This is a genomic window from Pseudorhodobacter wandonensis, from assembly GCF_001202035.1.
GTDB lineage: Bacteria > Pseudomonadota > Alphaproteobacteria > Rhodobacterales > Rhodobacteraceae > Pseudorhodobacter > Pseudorhodobacter wandonensis.
Genome location: NZ_LGHT01000043.1, coordinates 1 through 18498, shown reverse-complemented (window position 1 = coordinate 18498; position 18498 = coordinate 1). Strand labels below are relative to the sequence as shown.

Here is an 18498-nt window from a genome sequence, read left to right as displayed (position 1 = left end):
CTGGGCGCTGGCCCGCGATGATAGGCCCTGGGGCGGCGATGACCCGCCTGGCGTAGTCTACTTTTACGCCCCCGGTCGGGCGGGGGAGAATGCCGAAAATTTCCTCACAGGCTTCAATGGCATCCTGCAAATCGACGGCTATACTGGCTACAATCGGCTGACCAAACCCTCGCGCAAGGGCGGCGTGCCCATTCGGGTGGCGCATTGCTGGGCGCATGCGCGGCGTAAGCTCAAGGAAGTATTTGACCGCGACGGATCAGAGATCGCGGCCGAAGGTCTGCGTCGCATCGCCGAGTTCTACGCCGTCGAGGCCGACATCCGTGGCATCTCGCCCGGTCAGCGTCTCTCTGCCCGACAATCCCGAGCTGCGCCATTGGTGGCGGCCTTCGGTGACTGGCTGCAGGCACAACGCCGCAAGATCTCCGCCAAATCCCGGCTGGGCGAAAAGCTGACCTACATCCATAACCATTGGGACGGGTTGCAAACATTCCTGACCGACGGCCGCGTCGAGATCGACTCCAACAGGGTTGAAAACCTGATCCGCCCCATCGCCCTCAATCGTAAAAACGCACTCTTCGCGGGCCATGACGAAGGCGGAATCGCCTGGGGCCGCATCGCCTCCCTGATCGAAACCTGCAAGATCAATGGCATCGAGCCCTTCGCCTACTTGAAGGCAACCCTGACCGCGATCGCCAATGGCCATCCTCAAAGCCGCATCGACGATCTGCTGCCATGGAACTTCAGGCCGTCAAGCTGAGTTGAACGTGCTGCCCAGCGACCGCTTACGAAGAACTCACCGGAGGGTTTGAGTTCGCCGAAGTCATCCGTCGATATTGGGAAGGCCATGAAACAGGCGACGACGAGCTGAAATCCGCAGCCCTGAGATGGCTGCGCGGTGAATTCGCGACACGTACCGACGCGCGCAAGGCGCTTGGCGTGCGAACGATCATCGACGATGCCAGTGTCTACGACCATCTGAAGCTGATGTCGGCATTCGTGTGTGAAGCCGGTTACAAAGGCCTACTCGTCGGCCTCGACGAGATGGTGAACCTCTACAAGCTCACATCGTCGCAGGCCCGCAATGCAAACTACGAACAGATCCTACGGATCCTGAATGATGTGCTGCAGGGCAGTGCCGAGAACCTCGGATTTTTGATGGGCGGGACCCCGGAGTTTCTGATGAACACCCGTCGAGGGCTCTACAGCTACGAAGCCCTTCAATCGCGTTTGGCCGAGAACACCTTCGCGCGAGATGGATTGGTCGACCTTTCAGGACCCGTTGTCCGGCTGGCCAGCCTGACCCCTGAAGATCTCTTCGTTCTTCTGGCCAATGTCCGGCGGATCATGCAGGACGATGCCGGTGCTCTGCCGGACGACGCGCTCGAAGCCTTTATGGCGCATTGCTCGGACCGGATCGGTGAAGCTTACTTCCGCACCCCGCGCAATACGGTGACGGCATTCGTGAACCTGCTTTCCGTGCTTGAGCAAAACCCCGGTGTCGAGTGGAGCGATCTGATCGAAAAGATCGAGGTGTCCGAAGACCTCGGCGAAGACATGACTGAGGTAGACGAGGCGACTGGCACCCAAGACCCCGGTGACGATGACCTGATCAGCTTCAAGCTCTGACGCCGATGAGCAGTGCGTTCGACAAACTGGCGAGGCCTGTGCAGAAATGGATACGCCAGAAAGGATGGCGCGAACTTCGCGACATCCAGGCGCGATCCATCCGGACGATCTACGAGACCAACGCCGATTTAATCGTTGCGGCGTCCACGGCGGGCGGAAAGACCGAGGCGGCGTTCCTGCCGTTGATTTCACAGGTGCTTGACGAGCCGTCGGGCGGCACCGGTTTCGACCTGCTCTACATCGGTCCGCTGAAAGCCTTGATCACGGACCAGGCCATGCGGCTGGAGGGCATCTGCCAGGAAGCAGAGCTTCCGGTTGTTCCCTGGCACGGGGATGTCTCGCAATCGATCAAGACGCGCGCGTTGAAATCTCCAAAAGGGATCCTGCTGATAACCCCAGAGTCCCTTGAAGCGCTTTTCATTCGTCGCGGTTTGGAAATTGCCCGCCTATTTGGGGCCACGCGGGCGGTCGTGATCGACGAACTGCATACGGTTCTGGATAGCGAACGCGGTGTCCAGCTTCGTTCACTGCTCACAAGGCTCGAGCTCGCGATAAAGCGCCCAATCCGTCGGATAGGTCTGTCAGCTACGCTAGGCGACATGGACCTCGCCAAGGCCTATCTTCGCCCTGACGCAGCAAGCTCTGTCCAGCTGATCGAAGCAGATGGCGGCGAGGCAGAATTGAAGCTTCAGCTTCGCGGCTACCTCTCAGGCGATGAGGATGAAAACAGCCCATCCGCAACGGACGCGATAGCAGCCCATCTGTTCAAACACCTTCGAGGCAGTGACAACCTGGTCTTCGCCGGAGCGCGCCAACGGGTCGAGATTTACGCAGATCGGTTGCGGGAGCTTTGCGAACGGGAGCACCTGCCACAGGAATTCTATCCCCACCACGCGAGCCTCTCCCGAGAACACCGTGACTTCGTAGAACGGCGCTTAAAGGATCCTGCCAAACCGACAACCGCCGTTTGCACGTCGACGCTCGAGCTTGGAATCGACATCGGTGACGTGACTTGCGTGGCTCAAATTGGCGCGCCATTCAGCGTCGCGGCGTTGCGACAACGGCTTGGCCGGTCAGGCCGGCGTGAAGGACAACCGGCCATTCTCAGGCAGTACGCTGTCGAAGCCAAGTTGACGCCGGAGAGTAGCTTCGTGGATCGTCTTCGCCTCGGCCTGATCAGGTCCATCGCGATGATAGACCTGCTGCTGGAAGGTTGGTGCGAACCACCAAAACCGCAAGCCCTTCACCTTTCGACGCTCGTCCATCAGATACTATCAGTTATTGCGCAGCGCGGCGGTGCGTCTGCAAGCGCGGTCTACAACGTCCTTTGCCGCGAAGGCCCTTTTCGAAAGGTCACAACCGATATATTCGCAGATGTATTGCGTGCGATCGGTCATCCTGAAACCAGCTTGATCGAACAAGCCGCAAGTGGGCTGTTACTCTTGGGACCGACAGGCGAAAAGCTGGTTGAGCATTACAGCTTCTATGCCGTGTTTCAGACACCTGAAGAATTCCGTTTGGTTGCAGAGGGGCGGGATCTTGGAACCCTACCAATCGACAATGTTCTTGCTCCCGGGATGCTGCTGATTTTTTCTGGTAGGCGTTGGGTGGTTCAAGAAATCCATGATCGTGAAAAGGTCATCGTCGTCAAGCCCGCGAAGGCTGGTGTGCCTCCAGTCTTCGGCGGCGATGCTGGGGACATTCATGACAAGGTGATCGACCGAATGTTCGCCGTGCTCGAGGGGGATTCCAGCCCAGATTACATGGACACAGTCTCTTTGATGATGCTCGAGGAAGCGCGTGCTCACTATGAACAGCTGGGGTTTAGGGCCAATAACATACGCAGCATCGGCGAGCGTACATCAGTCATTGCGACGCGGGTCGGTACGGTGAAGACATCAACCCTCGCGCTCGCTCTGAGAAGCGAGGGGTTTTCAGTCGAGCAGCACGACGGGTTTCTGCTGGTGGAGAACGGGGACGAAACCCCCGATCTACGGGCGGTGCTTGGAAGGATTTCGGCGAAAGATGCGCGAGACCTCTTCGGTGATGCTGGAAACCTTGTTTCGGAAAAGTTCCACCCCTATCTGCATCACGAACTATTGGTTCTCGACGCGTGTTCTTCCAAGGTCGATCTTAGTTGCCTTAGCAGGTTGTCAGAGCGGTTGAGACCATGACAATCATGCCCGATTACCTCAAATTCCGTAAATCGGTGCCGTATAGTGACCCCGGATCAACTGCGGCGAAGCTCCCATCCGTACGTACATCAATCCTTCGGTAAAGATCCAAGTATTCGTTCCCATGGGTGACCGTACCCTCGCGCGTAGGGATTATCAGTAGATTCTCGGGGGACTTGTATGGATCGGCATAGCCGATTTCCCAAGGACACCATCGCGAAGAAACTGAATTTGAGGTAGCAAGAAACAGGAAATAGTCGAGTTCCCTGATGCGCTTCTTGATTTTGTCTGCGGTTGTCCGATTGGGTTTACTCGGCATGGAATTGTCCATCCAATCCACATATACGTGCCAACCCGCCCTTGTCAGTAGGTTAATCAGGCCCTGCACGAGGTCGCGATCTTGGTGGGAATGGCAAAGGAATGCTGTAGTGAGTCTGTTCTGTTGGGCTTCAGCCAGCGACTTCGCAACACGCCTGTCCCCCATTCGTGCTTGGAGCCTGATATCTGTCATGGAAATTGGCATGGTATTTCTCCGCAGCTTCAAGGGAAGGATCGTTACTTTCCGAACTTTTCGGTGATGCGAACCAGATCCACGATCGGTTGCAGGAGTTCGTCCAACGAAGTCACAGGATCATTCAGCTTCTCAATGAGTGGCAGTAGCTCTGAGGGAACACTCGGATAAGATGTGGGGTCCTCTAGTATGCGTTTCGCAAGAGCACCAGCGGTGGAACCAGTGGCACCCACTGGTAGCAAGACGAGGCCGTGTTCCGCAGCGATTTCGAACTCGGAAACCATCCCATTCGCTTCAACGACCTTTCCTTCAACGATCTTGTTTCCAAACAAGAAAATTGCCATTCCAGCTGAAGGAATGAAATCGTCCCGGTATGTCTTCCACAACTTTTCGCGTTCATCCTTATCTTCGACAAACTGAGGAAATGGGCGAACAAGCAGGTGATCATCTACCTGGCGATCTAGATTTCTATACACCTCCTCTAGGGCTCCGGTGAAAAGCGCATTGCCTACGCCCAGACCGAGGCCCGTGCTAATCCGAAGTGAGTTCTCAACCAGCAGCGAACCGAGTTTTCGCATAAAACCCGTAACTGCGTCTTCTCCCCAGGGCGAAAATTCAGATGCGCTAGCAGAAACGAATATGGTTCTCATGCGGAAACGCCGTGCCACCTCTCGAAGCGCTTCCGTGATTTCTTCATACTCATCCACCAAGATTGCGTGAATGTTGAACCTCTTCAGGTCCTCAATCATTAGGCGTTGTCGTGTCAGCGCGAGCCTAAAATCTTCGTCACTCTCGTCCGCTTGCCGTGATCGGTTCTTAAAGAATGCAAAGTGCCGTCTTTGGTTCTTCTCAAACGTTACGCGAACGCGCGAAAGAATGTAGTCCAAGTTGGGGTCAGAGAAGCTGAACCCAATGAAGACAAATGTCTTTGAGACCAGGTCCCCAGAAAGTGCCGTAATATATGCGCCGTGAGTCTTGAAGTACTTTTCGTAGTCATCTTTTGTTAGAATTGCGTTGGCCGGGTGTTCAACATCACCGTGCATTTTATAGACGATGGCATGTCGCTTCGATCTCGTGGTTGCGAGCTGGGGAACCGTGTATTTTACATCTGCGATTTTACCAGCTTCACGAAGAGAGTCCTCAATAAGCCGGTCATAGTTCGTCGTCCAGAAAACCGGGATGTCGAGGGACGCCAGTATTCGGTGATTTTCGGTTGGTTCGACATTTCGACCCAACGCATCCAATATCGCCTGATTGATCGTCGCCCGGTCTCGGGTCTGGTTTTCATAGAATTGCGCCAAAGCGACAAGATCACTCTCTTTTTCGATGTCAAGTTCAAGTTCTTTCGCCAACGGCGCAAGAAGCTCCGACCAGTCCACATGTCCTGCAGCTTTGGACGCACCCGCGCCAAGGAATACAGCTGCATTTTCGGAGCGGATTTCTTCGACAAACTTTTCGACAAAGCGTTCTACGTCTTTCTTCATGTGGATAATGCTCCGAATAAAAGTCTGCCGATATTCCTGGTTCAGATTGCACTGAAGCCCAGTTTGGGTCCGTGATCTTATTTGTACTTGGCGCGATTTTGGATTGCCTCTTCAATCCAGCTTTCGATGTTAGTTTGGATGCTGGCGTAGATATCCTTGCTCGTGCTTCCGGCAGGATTCTTCAGTGTCGGAGCTGATCCCAGCGTCACAAGTCTGCCATCTTCAGACACCTTGAGGTCTGTAAAGGGACTGGTACCTTTTGTGGAAGTATTGCCGTTCAAGTCTTTGAGTCCGTGGATATGAATGCCAAGGACGCCTTTCCCTTCTTCCCAGGCCTTTCTTATTTCGTACCGAACCCATTGCCGGGATGCTGTTTCGCTTCCTACTAGCACGACCACGCAGGATTTCCCTGCCATATTGTCATTTATCCACTTCTTGATGGCGGCTTCGCCTGTATTTTTGATTTCTTCCCAGCGGTTGGGCGTCACGGGACTGTTGCCCTCAAGAGAGTTCATATTCCGTACGAGCTGGGTGCGTGAGTGATCGTTATTGAAGTGAAAACTAAAGAAAACGCGACGGGCCATTTGGGTTCCTCGGATTAGGGTGGAATCGTGACTGATCTAATGTGAGTTCGCAGCCGGTTTAGCTAAGTATTTTTCTTAGGTTTTCCCAATTCCAACGATAGAGTTGCCCGGCATCCTTGACCGGAGTGTAGTTTCCGTCTCGATAGCCAATGATTTGTACCACTTTTTTCCCTTGATCCCGGGCCATTTTGATTTCCTTCAATACACCGGGCGCGCGGTGCGTTTGAGGACCGACCATGACGAGCACAACCCTGGCTCTACCGATTGCCCTATAAGCCTTGGCCTCCCAACTCATCTCGGGAGCTGCTTCCTTCAACGAGTGATCGATGACTTGGAACGGCGAGTCGGGCCTACGAGCTTGTTGGATTATGAAATCCTTTAGCCGTCGGTCGTTGTCAAAGTCGAAGCTTACAAAAATCGGTGTCTTCAATCTTACCTCGTCTCGTGGAGCTTGTGGGTGGGCAGAGAACATCTAGTGCCGACTCTAGATATATTGTGGTGCGTCCGTCCTGCGATTGCAACTTCTAGTGGCGAACATCAGTACAGCAACCGCAAGTAATCGGTTTTCCTCGGGTGCCTAATGTTTCAAAGCGACGGTTGTTACGTGCGGAACTAGTGCGGCCATTTTCGGCTCGTGGCCGTGGGTGATAGAACTTGAGGAGGTCTATTGTCCCTCTGCTGTCCCGTCCTATTGATCATGGCCCCTCCTGTCCTTTGGTCAGGACCGCGCCCTACTCGGCCGGCTGCACGCAGCCGGCCTCCCCGAGATGAAACGCTGCCTCTCCCTGCGACGTGCTGCTGGCCGGGCAGTCTCCTCCGGAGCCATCCCGACCAGCCGTCGCATGGTCGTGGCAACGCTTCATCTCGGCCATTCGGTAACGGTCGCTGGGGCGGGGCGGATTGCCTCAATGGTCTCGTCCAGCGCGCCTCCGCCGGCAGTATTCCTCGCATTGCCGGACATGCTGTTCTGCCATCATTGACCGTAAACGATGCTCGACGACTGCCGGATTGCATTGGCAGCAATTGGCAGAGGACCGGAGATCATTGCGATGCAAGAAATCGCAAACGATTGGGCTGCCGAAGAGGGGTCGTTCAAAATCGGGATGAACCGCGCCCGGTGCAGATGCTTCGACGGTCTGCTTGAAATCGCTCAGTCAGATGGCACCACACTCGACCAGCTTGCCTGCGGATGTGCGCTGGCGCGCCACGTTGGGCAAGGCTCGGCAAAGCGCGAACCCGTCCGGCTGCGGCTCGGGGTGAGAGGGCTGAAAAGACACCGCCCCCGGTCGTTCCATTGGCAGTTCACCCAGTTTCCAGTCGCGGCCATCGCACTTCTCCCGATGTGTTGCTTTGCATGACATGCTGGTCGCAGCTGTCGTCCCGTCCACAAAGGTTGTCGCCGATCTTTTTCCCCTGTCCCTGCGGGCCATTCCTCGCGCGCCAAAAAGACCGGCGCCTGCCCCTCTCCGCTGCGCTTCGCCTTCGGTGTGGCCGGGCCTTGGCCAGCTGCAAGGTGACCATCATTGCAACGCAAACAAGGAGAAGAGCAATGACCACGAACTGCATCAAATTCACCAGCACTGACATCGAAACCGCCAAGGGCGTCGGCTCCATCTCGACCCTGACCTTCGACCTCGACATCACGGTCGAACCCGTCGCAAGCGCGAACCCGATGGCCCCCACGCACCGCGTCCTCGGCCGTTCCCCGCGCGGCAAGCTGGTCGAGTGCGGTGGCATCTGGAAGAAGCAGAACAGGGAGACCGGCGCCGACTACTACACGCTGACCATCCGCGACCACGGCTTCAACGCCAACCTCGGCAAGGCCGCGAACCAGGACGATCTGTCCCTGCAGGCCGTCATCCCCTGGGGTCCCAAAGACGCCGCCTAAGCCAACAGCCAGTCCGCTCCGGCGGTCTGGCTTTTCCTCGTTCCGGGGAACTAGTCTTCGATCGGCGCACCATCGGTGTCCGAAGGATGCCGCAAATTTCCGACGCGGACGCAGAGGAGGGTAGGAAGACCGGAAAGGTCGCAGATGCGGCTCCGATCTTTCTGTTCAGTGTCAGCGTGGACCGTGGGAACCCGAGGCGGAGCCGAATGTCCGCAGGGAGAGCTGGCAGCGCACTGAGCGAGGCAAGTGCACCCCTTCTCTCATTCGAGCAACCCGCGCTTGGGTCGTGTCGGCGAAGCTGCCAGGGCGCCGAACTCACCTTGTGCCGCGAGGGTGCAATCCGCAGATGAACGTCATGCGTCTGGAGGGCATCGTCTCCAATCCGTGTCACAGCCGCGCGCCTTTCCGTCGACCTGTTGGCCTTAGAGATCGCTAGCCCGGGGTCGAGCGGTCGGCAACGCCGGGGGCAGGTTTCTGGACGGCTGACGCCTTGAGCGCTGCCGAGGCATCGCTCACAACAAACCTTCCCCCGGCGTGCTCCATTTCATTCCGCCCCGTGCCGGGTGCAGCCCGCTCTCATGCCCCCGGTCTTTTCCACGATCCGTCCAACGACGATCAACGGAAAGGATCACACCATGACGCTCGAACAATCCATCGACCTCGCCGAACTGCAAGCCGACATGGCCTTCGAGGCCTACCTCGCCGCCTTCGATGAAGACGCCCATCCACAGACCCTCGACAGCCTCGAGACCGAGGCGCTGATCGCCCGCAGCCGCTACGACGACCTGCGCTCTCAGGGACTGGGTCACTGACCCAGAGACCCCTGCGGGTCTTCGGATCCGCAGGGGTCTGACGCCGTCACTCTGAAGCATCGTGTCGCCCTCAGAGGGTGTGACCCGCGCTATCCCGCGCAGGCCGTTTTCGTGTTCCTGGCGCCCGATCCGTGAGCGGCTCGAGCGTTCGGTTTGTCTGTCGTCGCGTGCGTCTTGAACACAAGCTTCGGAAGCTCGTTCGACCTGGTTGTTCTTCATCGAAGTGGGCGGGACCCGTTCCATGGCGCGCTGCAACGCGGGGTCTTGACGGCGTCCATTGTCAGCAAAAAAACACATCATGCAAAACGTATTATTGCGCAATGTGATATATTGAAGTATAAGCGAAGGAGAGAAGGAAGACGTTGGCAGGATATGGCCAATGTTTGCACATTTTGTCCGAGGGGTCTGACCCGTGCCGAGGCCAGCGAAAAACCTGAAGCTTGATGAGCGCATCGAAGTCGCGCGGCGCTTTGCGGCGGGCGAGAGCGCCAAGGAGCTGGCGGCGGCGTTTGGCATCTCGCCGCGCCATGTGAACCGGCTCGCGAAAGAGGAGGCGGGCGAGGGGATTGCGGTGCGCGATCCGAGCGAGACGGTGGCCTTCCGCGCCAGCCGATCCGAGTTGGAAGCCTTCGACGCGGAGTGGCGTGAACGGGGCTATGCCAACCGGTCACAGGCGCTGAATGCAGTGCTGCGTGGGCGGTGCGGGTTTCTCGATGTGCCGCGTGATCTGGTCGCGGAATTCTGTGCCGGGTGGCGTCAGGCGAAGGATGTGAGCGACGCCGGATTGGTGCTCGCCAAGGCGGTCCATCGCGGTCGGTTGGAGGTCTCGGAGGCGGATCGCGCGGTGCTGATCGAACTGCTCGATCTGGCGCAGTCGATGAGCCGTGAGATGGGCCGAATGAAGGATGCGGCGCAGGCGCTGCGTCATCAGGGGTGGCCGCAAGAGGAAGAAGGGCAGGGGGCGGAGAGCGCGGCTCTGGAGGATGGCCCGCGCAGGATCGAGCGCGGATTGAGGCTCGTCAGGAATGGCTGATCCACTCGCCCTCTACACCTCGGTCATGGGTCGGCTCTGGGAGGATGAGCGCATCCGGGGCCAGGCCGCGGCGCGGATCGACGCGCGGCTGGCGGGCCGTCGGCAGGGTCGCAGTTTCGCGCGCGTTGGGTCCATGTCGGCCCGCAACGCTCTGAAGGCGGCCTCGGGTCAGAGCCGCGCGGCGGTGTTCAAACGGATCCGGGCGGGGGGCTGCAAGACGCGTGCGTCGCTTGGGGCGCAGATCTCCTACATCAACGACAAGGCGGTCTACACTTATTCGACGATGACCAACGCGCTGACCGATGCGGCGGTGCTTTCTGAAGAGCAGAAGGAGGACATCATCGAGGACTGGGCCGGGACCTGGCGCGGCTCGACCAAGCTCGGGTTCACCTCGCACATGCTGCTCTCGTTCCCGACCGACGTGACGGTCGACCAGGTCCGTGACATCGCCATGGACTGGACGGAGCATTTCTTCGAGAGCGGCGAATATGGCGATCAGTGGGACTATGTTCTCGCTGTCCATGACGACCGGGCGCACAAGCACGCGCACATCATCCTGAACAATCGCGGCGTCGAGAAGGGCACCTGGTTTTCCTGTTGGGCCGAGGGCGTGATGTCGCCGCAGCTCATGCGCGAGAAGCAGGCTGAGATCGCGGAACGCTATGGCGTGATGCTTGATGCGACCACCCGGCTTGAGCGCGGCATCTTCGAGAAGCCCGCCGGAATCGAGGAGATCTACCGCGCCAAGGAAGAGGCCCGCCTGCCGCGCGAGATCGTCATGACGGCCCAGCAATCCGCTATCGCGCAGGCGCAGGTGGTGGGCTTCGCCAAGGACTACAAGAACCTCGCCGACCTGCTGGACCGGATGGACCGGCACCACATGGCGCGCGCCGTGCGCGGCATGGCGGACGGGCTTGGCTCGGGCACGCCGTGGAACTTCACCGAAGGAGAGATAGACATGAAGGACATCAAGACCGTCGGTGACGCGATCGACTATTCCGAGCGCACGATCGAGGCGCTGAGGCTCAAGGCCGAGGAACTGGACCCGGCCGAGCGCGCCGCATTCGAGGCCAAGGCCGCGCCGATCATCGCGGACCTCTCGCAGATGGTGCCGGATCCGGACCTGCGCGCGCGCTTTGGCAAGCAGCTCGAAGAACCCTATCCGCCGGGGGCGGGCAGCGATGTGCTGATCGCCGCGCTGCAGTTCGGCAAGGACGAGGGGCTGCGTGAGGTGCTCGAGCGCGCCGAGGAGGCAGGCATGGACAGCGAGGGACTGGTGGCGCGCATCTCGGCGGGCGGCACGCGGAACTACGGCATGGCGCAGGACTGGGTCGAGCGGGACATGAACGCGGTGCTGGCGAAGGATGGTCTCAGCGTCGAGATGGCCAATGACGACCAACTCGATGCCGCGCTGGAAAAGGTCGACGGGGTAATGGACGCGCTGATGGAACGGGCCAAGGAGATGGGCGTCGAGATCGGTCGGACTCTCGCGGACGAAGAACAGGAGATCCTGCCGCTCATCGACGAGGATGACCGGACGCCCAATCCCTACCTCCAGGACCTCGCCGACATGTTGCGGGACGGCAAGCTCACCGAGGAGCAGGAAGAGATTGTCGAGCGGACCCTGCAATCCGAGCTCTTCAAGGAGTTGGGCGAGGAGGGCTTGGCCGAGCTTCGTCGCGGCAACTACGAGGTTCTGGATGCGGTCCTGCCGAGCAAGCTCGACCAGATCACGGTCACGCAGGAATTCCTCGAGATGACCTTCGAGGAGACAGGCGAGCAGATCTTCACCGACCGCGCAGCCGGGTTGCAGCAGGACAAGGCGACCGAGGTCGCGCGGCTGCGCGGCCAGCAGGAGGCGCAGGAGCTGGGTCGCGATCTCGGTCGGGACCGCGGTCTCGATGACGAGATGGAATTCTGAGGGGGATGACCGCCATGACCAAGACACTTCCCCTCTGGGCCGCGCTCCTCTTCGGTGTGATCTGCGGCGCTGTCATCGGCACCATCGTCGCCGCTTTCTACCTGACCCTGGCCCTGAAAACCGGGTTCGGCAGTTTCGACATGTTGGCCCTCTGGAAGGCCAGCACGGCCACGCGCGCCGCGCACCCCGAGGCCTTCAAGGTGGGGTTCGGCGCTGTCGGCTCCGGGGCCATCGGACTCGGCGCGCTGGCGCTCGCCTGGACTTCGAAGAAGGAGCGTGACGATTATGGTTCGGCCCATTGGCAGACCAAAGCCGAACTGAAGAAGAACGACATGCTGCAGGCCCCGGGCAAGGGTTTCGTCTGCGGCAAGCTCGGAGCCCCGACGTCCAAAGCTGAGTTCATCTCCTCGACCACCATCCCGCATGTGATGATGGTCGCGCCCACGCGGGCCGGTAAGGGCGTGGGCTTCGTGATCCCCAACCTCCTGAGTTTCGCGGGCTCGGTCGTGGTGCTCGATGTGAAGGGCGAGAACTTCGAGAAGACCGCACGGCTCCGGGCGCTGAACGGAGACGAGGTCTATCGCTTCAGCCCCTTCGACTGGGCCAACGCCACGCATCGCTACAACCCGCTGTCGCGGATCGCCAAGGCGCCGACATTCGCGCAGCGTTTCACCGAGGTCTCGATCTTGGCCGACCTCTTTCTCGACAAGGACAACAAGACGCTCGACACCTTCTCGGAGGCCGGCAAGTCGATCTTCGTTGCCGCCTGCCTTCTGGCGATCCAGCGCCGCACCCCCAACCTCGGCGAGGTGAACAAGATCGTAGCCGGGGGCGAATACAAGAACGCCCAGTATAAGACCTATGCCGACGAGGCCGAGGAAGACATCCTTCGCGAGCTCTGGACCAACGCGGCCTCTGCCTCCTCGCGGCTGCTGACCTCGAACATCCAGGCCCTGATGACCGCTGGTCTCAAGCAATGGGACAATCCGGCGGTGCGCTCGGCCACCCAGGCGAGTGATTTTGACTTCTCGACCTTCCGGAAGACCCCGCAGTCGCTCTATATCGCGGTGTCAGAGGATCACATCGCAACACTGGCGCCGCTCCTGCGCCTGATGTTCGCCGATCTCATCGCGTCGATCCGCCTTAACGAGCCTGGTCCGGACGAGCCCTGGCCTGTCATGATGATGATCGACGAATTCCAGCAGATGGGGGCAATGCCCTATCTCGAGCGCGCGATCCATTCGCTGGCAAGCTATGGCGGCCGCGTCGCGATGATTGCGCAGTCGCTCGCCTCACTCGACCGGATCTACGGGCCGGAGGGCCGCGAGAGCCTCGAGAACGGCGCAGGGCTGAAGCTCTATATCACCCCGCGCGACCAGCGCACCGTGAAGGAGGTCTCCGCCGCAGTCGGCAGCACCACACGTGAGGCCGTCACCCGGATGTATGGTCGCAACAAGGGTTTTCTTGGCGCCACCTCGACGTCAGCGCGGCTCGAAGAGCGTCCTCTGCTCTCGGAAACTGAGGCGCGTCTGATGGACCCCGACGAGGTGATCATCCTCGCTTCGCCCCAACACCCGATCAAGGCGAGCCGGATCAAGTATTACGACGATCCCTTCTTCAAGGACATGCTGGCCCGCCAGGAGGGCAAGCCGTTCCCATACCCGCCGAGTGTTCAGGGCGTGGGACCATGGGGGAGCGATGGTGGTGACGAGATCCGTCCGGACGAGCTGATGAAACCAGCGGAACGTGCGCCAGCACGGGATCGCGCGCAGCGCCGTGAATCGCGGGCGATGAGTGTGATGGCGATAGCGGCCGGGCGCGGGCAGCCTGAACCCGAAACTCTGGAACGGGAAGCGGCCGTGCCGAAGGAATGGGAGTCGGCGCTCGACCGACAGGAGGATTTTATCGAGGAGTTGTTGGGCGGGTGATGACTGCTCCGTGCCTTTTGAAATAATGTCCTGAGTCTCTTGTGTTCCTGAGAGGAATTCAAAAGAATGAGTTCGCAATTTTCTTCTTTTTTATGAAGAACGTACGCTTGTTTTGACCTAACCAAGAAGATGAAGAGATGACAGATAAACCAGCGGTACACCAATCGGATCTGAGCGAGCAGGCTTTTGTGCAGAACCATGAGACCTTCCGATCGCTCAACCATCAGATGTGGCAGATCCCGCTCATCTCTATGACGCTAACTGGTGGACTTTGGTTTGGGGTCTCGAAGGTTGAGAACTCGCCATTTTTCCAACTCGCGCTGCTGTTTCTGGCGACCGTTGGCAATGCTTGCTTGTTCCTTGTTATACAAAGACTTCGGTATGTTATGGAGCAGACACTCAACTGGATAGAAAGGCGATCTCCAGCAGACTTCGTTTCTGCAAAAGGTGATTTCTGGTACAACAAACCGCTCGTTGTGCGCCGGTCCTTCCAAGCTATGCTCGTCTTGGCCAGTTTGACGAGTCTTGGTCTCTGGATCATGACATTTTATCAAACTGATTGGTCTGAAGTAGGAAATCCCATGCAGAAAAATGCAGCGTCAGCATACTATGATCGCCATGCATTGGACTTGGCCGAAAGCTACGAGGGCATCTCTGCCGCAGCTGCTCATCCTGGTCTTTTGAGGCTTCTAGAAGACAAATTCTCGGGCGCCCATCTGGACATCATTGACGTCGGCGCCGGTACAGGGCGTGATGCGGCTTGGCTTGCGTCTCTTGGGCATCGGGTTGTTGCGGTGGAACCTGCGGGTGCAATGTTGCGGATTGCTCGTCACGCACACCAAGACATGCCAATTACCTGGATACGCGATGCTTTGCCAGACTTGGAGGTCGCGCGGCGTGAACTGCCAACTTTCGACGTTGTCGTTCTGAGTGCAGTTTGGATGCACATAGCGAAAGAAGATAGAGAAGCCGCTGTTGCTTCAATCGCTACGTTGGTCAAACCAGGAGGAGCTGTCTACATCACTCTTCGCTTAGGTCCGGCAGATCCGGCGCGGGCTATCCACGAGGTCTCGATGGATGAGTTGATGGATCTGGCAACGCGCTTTGGCTTCCACCTTGAACGTCTTGAGACGCGTCCAGACCTTCTTGGACGAGGTGATATCACTTGGCAAAGCGCTGTGCTGATCAACAATGGTTAGCGAGTTTCATCGGTTTCGCCGCGCCGAAAGGTCTCCCATGTAGGCCCTACGTAGTAGGGCGTTCTACATTTCCACCTTCCAAGTTTTGCTTGTGTGATGCAGGATCGTCCAATGAACAAATCCTTGAGATCTCTAATCTTTCCATCTGACGTAGACACGTCGAAGGATGACATCGATCAGGTTCTAATGAACCCGTGCCTTACTCATTCCGTGTCCTATGACCGGGGTGTGGGTTATTTCACTTCAGGTTGGCTACAACGGGTGGCGACAGGGATCGCAGGTTTCGCGCAAAACGGCGGAACAATGCGACTACTGACTAGTCCCAAGCTCAAGCCAGAAGACTGGGCAGCGATAAAACAAGGCGCGGATGCGATTGACGACGAGGTGCTCCTTCAAGCACTGAGAGCAGAGGTGAACGAACTTGCACAAAGCGCGAGTTCCAAACCCGTCCAAACACTCTCCTACATGATTGCTGAGAAGCTTCTGACTGTCCGGTTGGCCGTCCCAACCGGCAAGCTAAGTGGTGATTACCATCCCAAGCTCGGAATTTTTAGGGATCATACTGGTAATAGTGTTGTGTTCCACGGTTCTCAAAACGAAACGGAGCAAGGGCGCAGAAATTTTGAAAGCCTTGACGTCTTCCTGAGCTGGGCAGACCCACGAGATGCCTCGCGGGTTGAGTCGCATCGCAAGCGTTTTGAGCGGCTCTGGACTAACAGCGACCCGAATGTCCGATGCTTCGATATTCCCGAAGCCATCCGTGGAAACCTGGCGCAGTTCTACCGACCGAGCCGTAGCTCCGAACGACAAGACAAAACTGATAGCAGGTGGCGTCACCAAGACGACGCGATTGAGTGTTTTTTGTCCAAAAAGAGCGGTGTGCTTGAAATGGCTACCGGAACTGGAAAGACTCGAACCGCACTTCGCATCATTGAAAAGCTCACATCTCTAAATTTAGTGGATACCGTCATTGTAACGATGCGGGGAAATGACCTGCTAGAGCAATGGTTCCAGGCAATGGTGCCTGACAGCGCCTACCGAATCTATCGCCATTTTGGTCCAAACCGGGAAGGGCCGCGATTTGTTGCCAGTCGTGGAAAGAGACTGTTGCTTGTTTCTCAAAGCTATTTATCAGATTTCCTATCCAGCGTTGATGGCGCGTTGGAAAAGACTCTCATAATTTGCGATGAGGTGCATGGCTTCGGTTCTCCCGCGCAAGTTAGCTCTCTAACCGGATGGGTTTCTCCGATTGGATATCGATTGGGGCTGAGCGCAACGCCAGAGAGAGAATATGATGAAATTGGCAACAGTTTCATTGAAGCGGAAATCGGCCCAGTCATCTTTAAATTTGAAATTGAAGACGCGATTCGTAGGGGCATCTTGTGTGAGTTCGACTACACCGCCCTAGAGTACGAACTATCGGATGAAGATCGGGTAGAAATCCGAAACTTGATCAAGCGACATCACGGAAAAAAAGCGGCGGGTGAAGTCGTAAGTGATGAAGCGCTCTATCGCGAGCTGTCACGCGTTCGAAAGGTTACGACTGAGAAGCTGGAGCCCTTCAAGGACCACTTAGCGGCAAACCCTGAGCTCTATGAGAGATCTCTGATCTTCGTAGAAACGCGAAAATATGGGGAACTGGTTCAGAGGTATCTTTTGGAAGCGGGCATTGTCTTTGGCACCTATTATGAAGGAGATGAGTCGCAGCGCTTGTTGGATTTTGCCCACGGGAAACTCGATTGTTTGGTGAGTTGCCATCGCCTATCTGAAGGCATCGACATTAAATCTGTCAGGAATATTGTGCTGTTTTCATCTGCGCGCGCCAAGCTCGAAACCATCCAGCGACTGGGTCGTTGCTTGCGTACCGATCCTAGCAACGTCAATAAAAGAGCGCATGTACTGGATTTTATCGATTTCGGCGATGAAGATGACAGCGACACGACAGACCTTAGACGTTATGAGTGGCTTGCTGAGCTGAGCGGGACGCGGAGGGATGAACAATGAATGGTCAGGATCAGACCACGGCTGCACAAGAAATTGCAGCTGCTATCGCAGAAGCTTCCAAGAAAGTTTCTCATAGCACTTCGGTTCAGCAGTCCACTGAGCGACTGCTGAAGGCCACGTTAGAAGCTTTGCCTCCACCACATAGGATTGAGGATACAATAGAAATTATCCTCGAAGAGGATGCTCAACGTGACAAGTAATAACGTTCTTGTTCTAGGTTGGAACGCAAAGGGGCTGCGCGGCTATTTGCGCGATGCCAGTGTCACTCTTGATCCGGATAAATACAGTCACGTCCTCCTGCAAATGCCAAACGGAACGGGTAAAACCACGACGATGGCGCTTCTGCGGTCGGCTCTAACAGGCCGGTTGGATCAATCACTTTCGATTGCCGCGTTGCAGGCTGACCGAACGACTAAGGAAGGATATTTCGAGCTCGTTCTCTCGGTTTACGGAGAAAGGTTGACGTTCCGGATTGATTTCGATTTTGAGATGGGGCGTCACTATCTCTACACAACAACCGTCCAGAGCGGTAAGCAATCTGGACACCTCCTAAACTCGATTGACCCTGCTTTAGCCTCAGCTTTGAGTCGAAGTATTGATCTGTTCGTCTTCGATGGTGAGCTTGCAAAAGATATGCTTAAAGACGGTGCCGCTGCCGCGGACAAGGCGATTGAGGCGCTATACAGAACTGATTCTTTTGACGATCTTGTCGCTCGAATAGAGACCCTTAAAGGTAATCGAAAGAAGAGAAACAGGGATGTAACCACGGCTTCTGAACAGGCGGTGTTGATTGTCATTGAGAACTGACCCGGCATTTTCATCGAGATCTGACCCACCCAGCCGTTATGATCTGCTGGTTATGATGGCGTCAATGCTGTTGCCTCCTTTCGCTTTTTCTTCGCTGTTTCGGAGCTGGCCTTGAAGCGGTAGCTGTCATTGCCGGTCTCGAGGATGTGGCAGCGATGTGTGAGACGATCGAGCAGTGCTGTGGTCATTTTGGCATCGCCAAAGACGCTGGCCCATTCACTGAAGCTCAGGTTGGTGGTGATGATGACGCTGGTGCGTTCATACAGCTTGCTCAGAAGATGGAAGAGCAACGCGCCGCCGGAGGCGCTGAACGGCAGATATCCCAGCTCATCCAGGATCACCAAGTCGGTTTTGACCAGCGCCTCAGCGATCTTCCCGGCCTTGCCTTGGGCCTTTTCCTGCTCCAGTGCGTTGACCAGTTCAACCGTCGAGAAGAAGCGGACGCGCTTACGGTGATGCTCGATGGCCTGAATGCCAAGGGCGGTTGCAACATGCGATTTCCCTGTTCCCGGACCTCCGATCAGCAC

The 18498-nt window shown here is 57.2% G+C and carries 17 protein-coding genes and 1 pseudogene; 12 read left to right on the top strand and 6 right to left on the bottom strand.

Annotated features, from left to right (window positions below):
* The 3 genes and pseudogenes from tnpC to AKU79_RS15095 form a co-directional block, all read left to right on the top strand.
* Positions 1 to 757: IS66 family transposase (gene tnpC, locus AKU79_RS15105; RefSeq protein ID WP_156209803.1), on the top strand; the 757-nt coding region annotated here is incomplete at its 5' end.
* 41 nt (positions 758 to 798) lie between these two features.
* Positions 799 to 1626 (top strand): annotated as a pseudogene (locus AKU79_RS15100) (BREX system ATP-binding domain-containing protein); the annotation flags it as partial.
* Between the two features lie 5 nt (positions 1627 to 1631).
* Entirely contained in the window at positions 1632 to 3800 is a 2169-nt protein-coding gene (locus tag AKU79_RS15095) for a DEAD/DEAH box helicase (RefSeq protein ID WP_050524419.1), read from the top strand.
* A gap of 13 nt (positions 3801 to 3813) precedes the next feature.
* On the opposite strand, the gene AKU79_RS20040 is transcribed toward AKU79_RS15095, so the two are convergent.
* The 5 genes from AKU79_RS20040 to AKU79_RS19365 all read right to left on the bottom strand — a co-directional run bounded on the left by AKU79_RS20040 (position 3814) and on the right by AKU79_RS19365 (position 7740).
* The gene (locus AKU79_RS20040) at positions 3814 to 4284 is read right to left on the bottom strand and encodes a toll/interleukin-1 receptor domain-containing protein (protein WP_408002846.1); all 471 of its coding nucleotides are present in this window, start codon (positions 4282 to 4284) and stop codon (positions 3814 to 3816) included.
* Between the two features lie 71 nt (positions 4285 to 4355).
* Complete coding sequence (locus AKU79_RS15085; RefSeq protein ID WP_050524417.1) at positions 4356 to 5795, bottom strand: SIR2 family protein; 1440 nt, start codon at positions 5793 to 5795, stop codon at positions 4356 to 4358.
* A gap of 77 nt (positions 5796 to 5872) precedes the next feature.
* Positions 5873 to 6379: a TIR domain-containing protein gene (locus AKU79_RS15080; RefSeq protein WP_050524416.1), complete on the bottom strand. Its 507-nt coding sequence runs from the start codon at positions 6377 to 6379 to the stop codon at positions 5873 to 5875.
* 58 nt (positions 6380 to 6437) lie between these two features.
* Positions 6438 to 6809, bottom strand: a complete 372-nt coding sequence (locus AKU79_RS15075; RefSeq protein ID WP_156209801.1) for a TIR domain-containing protein — start codon at positions 6807 to 6809, stop codon at positions 6438 to 6440.
* A 724-nt stretch (positions 6810 to 7533) separates the two neighbouring features.
* Positions 7534 to 7740, bottom strand: coding sequence for a hypothetical protein (locus AKU79_RS19365; protein WP_156209799.1), 207 nt, complete (start codon positions 7738 to 7740; stop codon positions 7534 to 7536).
* 188 nt (positions 7741 to 7928) lie between these two features.
* On the opposite strand from AKU79_RS19365, the gene AKU79_RS15065 reads away from it, so the two are divergent.
* From AKU79_RS15065 to AKU79_RS15030, 9 genes are all read left to right on the top strand, one after another.
* Positions 7929 to 8267, top strand: coding sequence for a DUF736 domain-containing protein (locus AKU79_RS15065; protein ID WP_050524413.1), 339 nt, complete (start codon positions 7929 to 7931; stop codon positions 8265 to 8267).
* A gap of 635 nt (positions 8268 to 8902) precedes the next feature.
* Positions 8903 to 9079 carry a hypothetical protein gene (locus AKU79_RS19565; protein ID WP_231580204.1) on the top strand — a complete coding sequence of 59 codons (177 nt, stop codon included), beginning with the start codon at positions 8903 to 8905 and terminating at the stop codon, positions 9077 to 9079.
* 412 nt (positions 9080 to 9491) lie between these two features.
* Complete coding sequence (locus AKU79_RS15055) at positions 9492 to 10112, top strand: helix-turn-helix domain-containing protein (RefSeq protein ID WP_050524411.1); 621 nt, start codon at positions 9492 to 9494, stop codon at positions 10110 to 10112.
* Complete coding sequence (locus tag AKU79_RS15050) at positions 10105 to 12033, top strand: relaxase/mobilization nuclease domain-containing protein (protein ID WP_050524410.1); 1929 nt, start codon at positions 10105 to 10107, stop codon at positions 12031 to 12033. The genes AKU79_RS15055 and AKU79_RS15050 overlap by 8 nt, the downstream gene beginning before the upstream one ends.
* 14 nt (positions 12034 to 12047) lie before the next feature.
* The gene (locus AKU79_RS15045; RefSeq protein WP_050524420.1) at positions 12048 to 13961 is read left to right on the top strand and encodes a type IV secretory system conjugative DNA transfer family protein; all 1914 of its coding nucleotides are present in this window, start codon (positions 12048 to 12050) and stop codon (positions 13959 to 13961) included.
* A gap of 137 nt (positions 13962 to 14098) precedes the next feature.
* Positions 14099 to 15160: a class I SAM-dependent methyltransferase gene (locus AKU79_RS15040; RefSeq protein WP_050524409.1), complete on the top strand. Its 1062-nt coding sequence runs from the start codon at positions 14099 to 14101 to the stop codon at positions 15158 to 15160.
* A gap of 111 nt (positions 15161 to 15271) precedes the next feature.
* Positions 15272 to 17164 (top strand): DEAD/DEAH box helicase family protein, encoded by a 1893-nt coding sequence (locus AKU79_RS15035; RefSeq protein WP_197087361.1) that lies wholly within the window; start codon positions 15272 to 15274, stop codon positions 17162 to 17164.
* The gene (locus AKU79_RS19360; RefSeq protein ID WP_092765157.1) at positions 17161 to 17364 is read left to right on the top strand and encodes a hypothetical protein; all 204 of its coding nucleotides are present in this window, start codon (positions 17161 to 17163) and stop codon (positions 17362 to 17364) included. Before AKU79_RS15035 ends, AKU79_RS19360 begins: the two co-directional genes overlap by 4 nt.
* Positions 17354 to 17971, top strand: a complete 618-nt coding sequence (locus AKU79_RS15030) for an ATP-binding protein (protein WP_156209797.1) — start codon at positions 17354 to 17356, stop codon at positions 17969 to 17971. The genes AKU79_RS19360 and AKU79_RS15030 overlap by 11 nt, the downstream gene beginning before the upstream one ends.
* Before the next feature lie 50 nt (positions 17972 to 18021).
* Here AKU79_RS15030 and AKU79_RS15025 read toward each other — a convergent pair.
* On the bottom strand, positions 18022 to 18498 hold a 477-nt coding region (locus tag AKU79_RS15025; RefSeq protein ID WP_050523169.1), incomplete at its 5' end, for an ATP-binding protein.